This is a genomic window from Desulfosarcina sp., assembly GCF_033791525.1.
In the GTDB taxonomy this organism is placed as follows: Bacteria; Desulfobacterota; Desulfobacteria; order Desulfobacterales; family Desulfosarcinaceae; genus Desulfosarcina.
This window is the reverse complement of record NZ_JASJGN010000327.1, coordinates 1-8,044: the sequence shown is the minus strand read 5'-3', so window position 1 is coordinate 8,044 and position 8,044 is coordinate 1. Positions and strand designations below refer to the sequence as shown.

The window sequence follows — 8,044 nt, the reverse complement described above, 5'->3', positions numbered from 1 at the left end:
GCCGCGGCCGGCCCGAGGTCAAACTGGCCGGTGGCCAGCTTGACCAGATAGATGGACAAAAAGGTGGTTGAGTTGCCCGGCCCCCCGCCGGTCAGCGCAAAGGGTTCGGCATAGATCAGAAAGCTGTCCATCCAGCGGAGTAAAATGGCGATCGTGAGGACACCGCGCATCTTGGGCAGCTGGATATAGCAAAAGACCGCCCAGGACGAGGCGCCGTCAATTTTTGCGGCCTGGTAATAGGCCTCCGGAATCGCGCGCAACCCGGCATAACAGAGCAGGGCCACCAGGGGTGTCCAGTGCCATACCTCCATGGCCATCAGGGTGGCCCACGCGTAAGCCGGGCGGGCGGTATGGTCAAAGGGCACCTCGAGAAGATCCAGGCTGTTGATGCCGACGCCGAACAAACCGATATCCGGCCGGGTAAAGATGATCCAGATGGTGCCGATCACATTCCATGGAATCAGAAGGGGGATGGCCAGTGTCACCAGGCTGGCGGAGGCACCCCAGCCTTTTTTGGGCATGGTCAGCGCAATCAGGATGCCCAGGGGAATTTCGATCAGCAGGACCAGGCCCGAAAAAACAAACTGGCGCCCTAAAGCATCGTGCAGACGATGGTCGGTCAACATCTCTTTGAACCATTCCGTCCCCACGTATACGGCGTTGCCTGGGCCGAAAATGTCCTGGATCGAGTAATTGACAACGGTCATCAGCGGTATAATGGCACTGAAGGCTACGACGACAAAAACCGGCAGTACCAGAAACCATGCCTTGTTGTCCGCCCATTTTTCCATTGGATCCTCCCTTTATCTGACCCTTTATCGGACCAGGCGTTCGTCGGCAAATAGTTTGGTTCGCTGCGGTGGAAACTTCAGCCACGCCTGATTTTCCGGAATTGGATGCCCTTCGGGTACGCGGGCTCTCAGGGCATGACCATTGAGCGAGGCCGTCAGGATTTTGAAGCTGCCCTGATCTTCCACTGTTTTTATCATCACCGGAACACTGCCGTCGACGGGCGAGCCATGAACCTCCAGATGCATGGGGCGGATGCCCAATTCCAGCTCCCCCCGGGCCTTAGCGCCAAGGGCAGCCGTTTCCGGATCCAGGGCGATGGTCACCCCGTCGACCCTTGCGCTTTGGCCCTCAAGGGAGCAGGGTAGAAAATTCATACCGGGACTACCGATAAAATAACCGACGAATTTGTGGCGGGGATTTTCGACCAGCTCCTCCGGTGTGCCGATCTGAACGATCTCACCTTCGTACATGAGGATCACCTGATTCGCGAAGGTCAGGGCTTCCACCTGGTCGTGGGTGACATAGATCATCGTCAGTTTCAGCTGATCGTGGATCTCCTTGAGCTTCCGGCGTAAATGCCATTTCAAATGGGGGTCGATGACGGTCAGGGGTTCATCGAAGAGCACGGCAGCCACATCACTTCTCACCAGGCCGCGGCCCAGGGATATTTTCTGTTTGGCATCGGCACTCAGGCCGGCGGCTTTTTTATTCAGATCCGGGGTCAGGTCGAGAATCTCGGCAACCTCACGTACCCGACGGGTGGTATCCGTTTTGTTGAAGCCCCGATTTTTCAACGGAAAGGCCAGGTTGTCGAAAACGGTCATCGTGTCGTAAAGCACCGGAAACTGAAACACCTGGGCGATATTGCGCTTCTCCGGAGGCAGGGCGGTCACATCGGTGCCGTCGTAAAGCACCCGACCCTTGCTGGGTCTAAGCAGGCCGGAGATCACATTGAGCAATGTGGTCTTGCCGCAGCCGGAGGGGCCGAGCAGTGCGTAGGCCCCGCCGTCCTCCCAGATGGTATTGATCTCTTTGAGGGCATAGTCCGATGCCGTTTCGGGGTTCGGATAATAGGCGTGGGCGATTTGATCGAATTCTATGCGCGCCATGGGGTTCTCCCGGCTATGGCTGGTTGTAAGGCTCGGCAGCCGGAGGAGCGGCCACCAGTTGACCGGCGGTGCCGTACACAAAAAGGTATTCAGGGTTGATGAACACCGTTATCTCGTTGCCCATGGCAAAGGAGTGCACCCCTTCCTGTTGCACCACGAATGCGCTTTTACCATGATGGATGTAGATAAAGGTCTCCGAGCCGTTGATCTCGGCCAGTTCCACCGTGCCCGTAATGGCAAGGTCCCCGTCCATCTGGCTGGAAAGCCACAGGTGGTTGGACCGGAAGGCAAACCGGTATGATCCATCTGCAAGATCGGCAAGGTGCCCGGTCAAGGGAACCGGAATATTGTCTCCCATGACAGCCATGCCGTCAGCCACTGCAGTGTCGAGGGCATTGATGGGCGGGTCGCTGAACACTTCCGCGGCTCTCAAGGTTTCGGGCCGCTGATATACCGTGGCGGTGGCGCCGGTTTGCAACACCCGGCCTTCGTCGAGGACCACGACGTTGCCACCCAGCATCAGGGCTTCGGAGGGTTCCGTGGTGGTATATACCACGATCGCGGACCGTTTCCGGAAAATTTCCTGAAGCTCCACCCGAAGCTCTTCCCGAAGTTTGTAGTCGAGGTTGACCAGGGGTTCGTCCAATAGCAGCAACTGGGCATCTTTAACCAGGGCACGGGCGATGGCCGTGCGTTGCTGCTGTCCGCCGGACAGCTCCGCAGGAATCCGGTCCAACATATCCTCCAAATGGAGCATTTCCGCTGTCTCGCGCACCCGCCGGTCCAGCTCTTTTTTCGATATGCCGCTGATCTTCAGGGGGGAGGCGATGTTATGGTAGACAGTTAAGGAGGGGTAGTTGATGAATTGCTGGTAGACCATGGCGATGCTTCGTTTTCTAACGGAAACACCGGTCATGTCCTGGCCGTCGATGATAATTTTACCACTGGTGGGTCGGTCCAGGCCGGCCATGATGCGCAACAGGGAGGTTTTGCCGGAAAGGGTTCGACCCAGCAACACGTTGCGGGATCCTTTTTCAAACGCAAGATCGATCTGTCGGAGATGGGTTTCTCCATCCACCGATTTGCTGATGTTCTCGAGCTTCAAGCCCATCGCTTGGACTCCGATCTGTAGATACGGCGAACTATCGTTCGGATATGAGAAAGAGGATCACGATGATCAATTAAACTAACACCCCGCCCATGTTTTCGCAAGCGAAAATATGATTTGTCATTTTTTCATGTTCAAGGAACGTTTTTCACAAGCGAAATAAAAGGTTGATTGTCGAATTCGACGGCCATATTCGATCATGTGTGCAGGCCATTTATTGCCGGTCAGCCGCTTCAGGCAACGTGAAGTTCCACCTCCGATGCGGCGATGATTTCGGCAAGGCCCGCAGGGGGCTGATGGTCGGTGAACAGGCTGTCGATTTCTGTAATGCTCCCGAGCCGGACCATTGCGTTGCGGCCGAATTTGGTGTGATCGGTCGCCAGGAAGACCTTGCGCGAATTGTCGATGATGGCGCGGGCGGCACGGACCTCACGGTAGTCAAAGTCAAGCAGGGTGCCGTCCAGGTCGATGCCGCTGATGCCGATGATGCCGTAGTCCACCTTGAACTGACTTATAAAATCAATGGTGGCTTCGCCGATAATTCCCTGGTCCCGATGGCGGACCAGTCCGCCGGCGACAATGACCTCGAAGTTTTCGTTGGCGCTCATGATGGAGGTCACGTTCAGGTTGTTGGTGATCACCCGCAAGCGCTTGTGGTGGCAAAGGGCGTGGGCAATCGCTTCGGTGGTGGTGCCGATGTTGATAAAAAGGGAGGCATTGTCCGGAATATGCTGGGCAAGGAGCCGGGCGATTTTTTGCTTTTCGCGGAAACAGAGCACTTTGCGTTCGTTATAGGCCACGTTTTCCGCGGAGGTGGGCATGGCCGCACCGCCATGGTAGCGGCACAGGTGACCCTTTTCACTGAGCGTATTGATGTCCCGGCGAATGGTCTGAGGGGTCACCGAAAAGGTCTGGGCAAGGGTTTCAATCGTCACAAACCCTTGGGACTGCACCATTTTTTTTATTTTATCGTGCCGTTTTCGTACCGGTGCTGCCTTCCCGTTTAGTTTTGTATTGGGCGATACACCGACCGACGATTTTTTATCCATCATTTTAATTGTTTCCCAATGTATTGACACCGAATTTTTCGGTTAAGAAGTCGTTTGGGCAACTTTGATTTAAAACGAACATTTTTTGGTGACAAGCGCCAGTTTGTGTGATATTTTTGGTTTAAAATATATGAAAAAGGGTTCGTAGCATGCTTATTATTATAACATTCGAACGAATTTTTCTCAAGTGAAAAATTTATATTCCAACGTCCGGCCCCCGGCCGGGGCCGCCGTGATAGGATCATGATGAACCAACAATTGGAAACGCAGGTGTTGATTATCGGTGGCGGCGTCACCGGCACCGGCCTGGCCAGGGATCTGGCCCTTCGAGGCGTAGGGTGCCTATTGGTGGAAAAACAGGACATCAATGCCGGTGCCTCCGGGGGCAACCACGGCTTATTGCACAGCGGTGCCCGCTACATCTTGTCGGACCCGGCCTCGGCCCGGGAGTGCCGCGATGAGGGCTCGATCATCAAACGATTGGCCCCTCAATGCGTGGAAGAGACCGGCGGGCTCTTCGTTGCCGTCGAAGGGGACGATCAGGGGTACATCGCCGACTTTGCCGATCGTTGTGCGCAATGCGGCATCACCACCGTGGCGGTGGACCCCAAAGAGGCTCTGGAAATGGAGCCATGCGTGTCGCCGGATACCATTGCCGCCTTTGCCGTGGAAGATGGTTCTATCGACCCGTTCAAACTATCCCTGGACAACCTGGCCCAGGCCGGGACACTGGGAACTGCACAACTGCTGCATCACAAAGTGGTGGGGTTTGTCAAACGTGCCGGACATATTGAAACTGTCCTGCTGACGGACCTTCGCAACGGGAGTGAAGTCTGTGTTCATGCCGATCAGATCGTCAACGCCAGCGGGGCCTGGGCCGGCGAAGTGGCAGCCATGGCCGGCGCCCTTATCAACATGGTCTATTCCCAAGGCAGCCTGATCATCAGCCAGATGCGGCTGGGCGAGCGAGTGATCAACCGGCTGCGCAAGGCGGCGGATGCCGACATCCTGGTGCCGGCGGGAACGGTATCCATTTTCGGCACCACTTCCAGACGGATTGATTCGCCAGACCAATGCCGTCCCACCACAGCCGAGATCGATGCCATGCTCGACGACGGCATGGCCATGGTGCCCAAACTGGCGGAGACCCGTTTCATTCGCGCCTATGCCGGTGTCCGTCCTCTGGTGCGCTTCGGCAACGGATCCGATGACCGGGCGGTGAGCCGCGGCTTTTCACTGCTGGATCATGAATTGGATGGGCTGGACAATTTCATTACCATCACGGGCGGCAAGCTCACCACCTATCGGCTCATGGCGGAAAAGACGGCCAATCTAGTCTGCCGACGGTTGGGCAATTCCACCGCCTGTCGCACTGCCGAAGAACCCCTGCCCGCCTCCAGCGAGGCCCGTTATACCGAACCGGGGTTCACTCCGAAAATGTGGTTCAAAAAGAAAGACCCCTCGGACCTGCTGCTGTGCGAGTGTGAGATGGTTCCCACTAGCGTGTTCAACGAGATTGCCGCCTCGCTGTCCACCAATGGCCATCGTCCCGGCCTGCGGGAGATGGGGCAGCGAAGCCGTGTTGGCAAAGGACCTTGCCAGGGCTCATTCTGCAGCCTGCGCATGGCTGCCCACATGTACAATGAAGACCTGCTTCAAAAAGGCGAAGGAATTGATGAACTCAAGGATTTCCTAAACGAGCGCTGGCGTGGGATGCAGCCGCTTTTGTGGGGACCGGCCGTATCCCAGGCGGAGCTGCAGGAGGCGTTGCACTGTGGGCTCTTAGGCCTCGATGTCAGCGAAACCACCTAATGCTCGTCAAGAAAGGGCATCTTGAGGCTCAGCTCGGCGTTCTCAAGACTTGGAAATCCTCGACGTAGCGCTGCTACGCCTGCGGTTTCCAAATCTTTGCGGCCTTGATCTGAACCACAAGCTACCCTTTTTTAACGGACATTCATGAAATACGGATTTATCTAAACATTCGGGTTACCGTGCAGGCAACTTCGCAATAGAAAAGAAGCCATGGAAACAGCGAATGCAGAACCAATAGAATGCCAGCTGATGGTCATCGGGGCTGGTATGGCCGGCATGTCGGCAGCCCTGTTCGCCGCCCGGCGCGGCATATCCATCGTGCAGGCCGGACTCACCGGCGAGACCCTTTATGCTAGCGGCCTGTTTGACCTATACGGCGTCGCCCACGGCAGCACACGGGACCTGATCGACGATCCCTGGCAGGGGTTGAGACAGCTCAAGCAAACGTATCCTCAACACCCCTTTTGCCGTGTTTCCAATAACCAGATCCGTTCGGCCATGGATGGATTAACGGATTTTCTGGGTCATGCCGGTCATCCATACGCCGGATATCCAGACAGAAATGCTCGGCTGATCACCCCGGTCGGTACAATCAAGCGCACCTACCGGGTGCCTGAGACCATGTGGGCCGGCGTGCAGGCGTTGGAAGAAAAGGCACCCTGTCTGATCGTTGATATACATGGGCTGCGTGGTTTCAGTGCGACCCAGATCGTCAACACCCTGAAACCCGCATGGCCGGATCTGAGGGCCGCGTCCATCGATCTGCCCCTGCAAAACCGGATGGGGCCCAAATACGCTGAACACATCGCACGGGGATTAGAAGTTGAGGCGGCTCGCCGGGAGCTGGCCGAGGCCATCCGTCCCCATCTGGGCCAGGCTAAATTTGTGGGGCTGCCCGCCATTCTTGGGATTCACGACAGCAAGGGTGTTCACCATGATCTCCATCAGATGCTCGGGCGACCGGTTTTCGAGATTCCCACCATGCCGCCAGCCATTTCCGGTATTCGCCTTAAAGAGGCTTTCGAAAGCCATCTTCCCCAAATTGGGGTGAAAGCCTTCTATCATCATACCGTACATTCCATTCACCGTCAGGCAAACGGTCGGTTTGTCCTCGAGCTGGGAAGAACTGAACCTGAGATGACGGTGGTGGCGGAACACGTGCTGATGGCCACCGGCCGGTTTCTGGGAAAAGGATTGGTGGCTGAACGCCAGGGAATCCGCGAAGCGCTCCTGGATCTGCCCGTCTGCCAACCGGAAAACCGCAGCTGCTGGCACCGGCAGCAGTTTCTGGACCCCAAGGGCCATGCCATCAACCTTGCCGGAATCGAGGTGGACGACCGGTTCCGGCCATTGAACCTGGATGGCCAGGCTGTTTATGAGAACCTGTATGCCGCCGGTTCCATTCTGGCTCATCAGGATTGGATCCGAACCAAAAGCGGTACCGGTCTTGCCGTGGCAACAGCTTGCGGGGCCATCGCGGCCATGGTCAACGGGCTCGTCGACAGTTGAAGCTGAAATCGGTTTTAAGCCTTTATTCCAAGGAAAGGAGCAACCTATGGCCAGCTATATCGGTGCATTGGATTTGGGCACCACCAGCAACCGGTTTATACTTTTCGACCACCAGGGACAGATTGTCAGCGTGGATCAGATGGAGCACGAGCAGATCTTTCCCAAGCCGGGCTGGGTTGAGCATGACCCTCTGGAAATCTGGGACAACAGCCGCCGGGTGATCAAAGGGGCCATGGGAAAAGCCGGGATCACCGGCAAGGATATTACCGCCCTCGGTATTACCAATCAGCGCGAAACCGCGGTGGTCTGGGACAGGAAAACCGGCCAGCCCTTTCACAATGCCATTGTCTGGCAGTGTACCCGAACCGATCAAATCTGCAGCGCCCTGGCCAAAGAGGGCGGTCAGGACCGTTTCCGTAAAAAGACCGGGCTGCCCATCGCCACCTATTTTGCGGGACCCAAGGTCAAATGGATTCTGGACAATGTTCCCGAGGCAAGGGCGGCGGCCGAAAAAGGCCTGGCCCTTTTCGGCACCATCGAAACCTGGGTTATCTGGCAGCTCACCGGCGGTGCGGCCGGTGGCGCCCATGTAACCGATGTCTCCAATGCCTCACGGACCCTGATCATGGACCTGGAGACCCTGGCCTGGGATGATGAAATCCTAA

Annotated in this window: 7 protein-coding genes; 3 read left to right on the top strand and 4 right to left on the bottom strand. The window is 56.6% G+C overall.

Features of this window, described 5'->3' with window-relative positions; genetic code table 11:
• From QNK41_RS16325 to QNK41_RS16310, 4 genes are all read right to left on the bottom strand, one after another.
• Positions 1 to 791, bottom strand: a 791-nt coding sequence (locus QNK41_RS16325; protein ID WP_319258814.1) for a sugar ABC transporter permease, incomplete at its 3' end; no start/stop codon positions are given.
• A 24-nt stretch (positions 792 to 815) separates the two neighbouring features.
• Positions 816 to 1,901 (bottom strand): ABC transporter ATP-binding protein, encoded by a 1,086-nt coding sequence (locus QNK41_RS16320; protein ID WP_319258812.1) that lies wholly within the window; start codon positions 1,899 to 1,901, stop codon positions 816 to 818.
• A 13-nt stretch (positions 1,902 to 1,914) separates the two neighbouring features.
• Positions 1,915 to 3,012 carry an ABC transporter ATP-binding protein gene (locus QNK41_RS16315; RefSeq protein ID WP_319258811.1) on the bottom strand — a complete coding sequence of 366 codons (1,098 nt, stop codon included), beginning with the start codon at positions 3,010 to 3,012 and terminating at the stop codon, positions 1,915 to 1,917.
• A 230-nt stretch (positions 3,013 to 3,242) separates the two neighbouring features.
• Complete coding sequence (locus tag QNK41_RS16310; RefSeq protein ID WP_319258809.1) at positions 3,243 to 4,061, bottom strand: DeoR/GlpR family transcriptional regulator; 819 nt, start codon at positions 4,059 to 4,061, stop codon at positions 3,243 to 3,245.
• Between the two features lie 240 nt (positions 4,062 to 4,301).
• Between QNK41_RS16310 and glpA the strand changes: the two genes are divergently transcribed.
• From glpA to QNK41_RS16295, 3 genes are all read left to right on the top strand, one after another.
• Complete coding sequence (gene glpA / locus QNK41_RS16305) at positions 4,302 to 5,870, top strand: anaerobic glycerol-3-phosphate dehydrogenase subunit GlpA (protein ID WP_319258807.1); 1,569 nt, start codon at positions 4,302 to 4,304, stop codon at positions 5,868 to 5,870.
• A 210-nt stretch (positions 5,871 to 6,080) separates the two neighbouring features.
• Positions 6,081 to 7,379, top strand: a complete 1,299-nt coding sequence (gene glpB / locus QNK41_RS16300) for a glycerol-3-phosphate dehydrogenase subunit GlpB (RefSeq protein WP_319258805.1) — start codon at positions 6,081 to 6,083, stop codon at positions 7,377 to 7,379.
• A 46-nt stretch (positions 7,380 to 7,425) separates the two neighbouring features.
• On the top strand, positions 7,426 to 8,044 hold a 619-nt coding region (locus QNK41_RS16295), incomplete at its 3' end, for an FGGY family carbohydrate kinase (protein WP_319258803.1).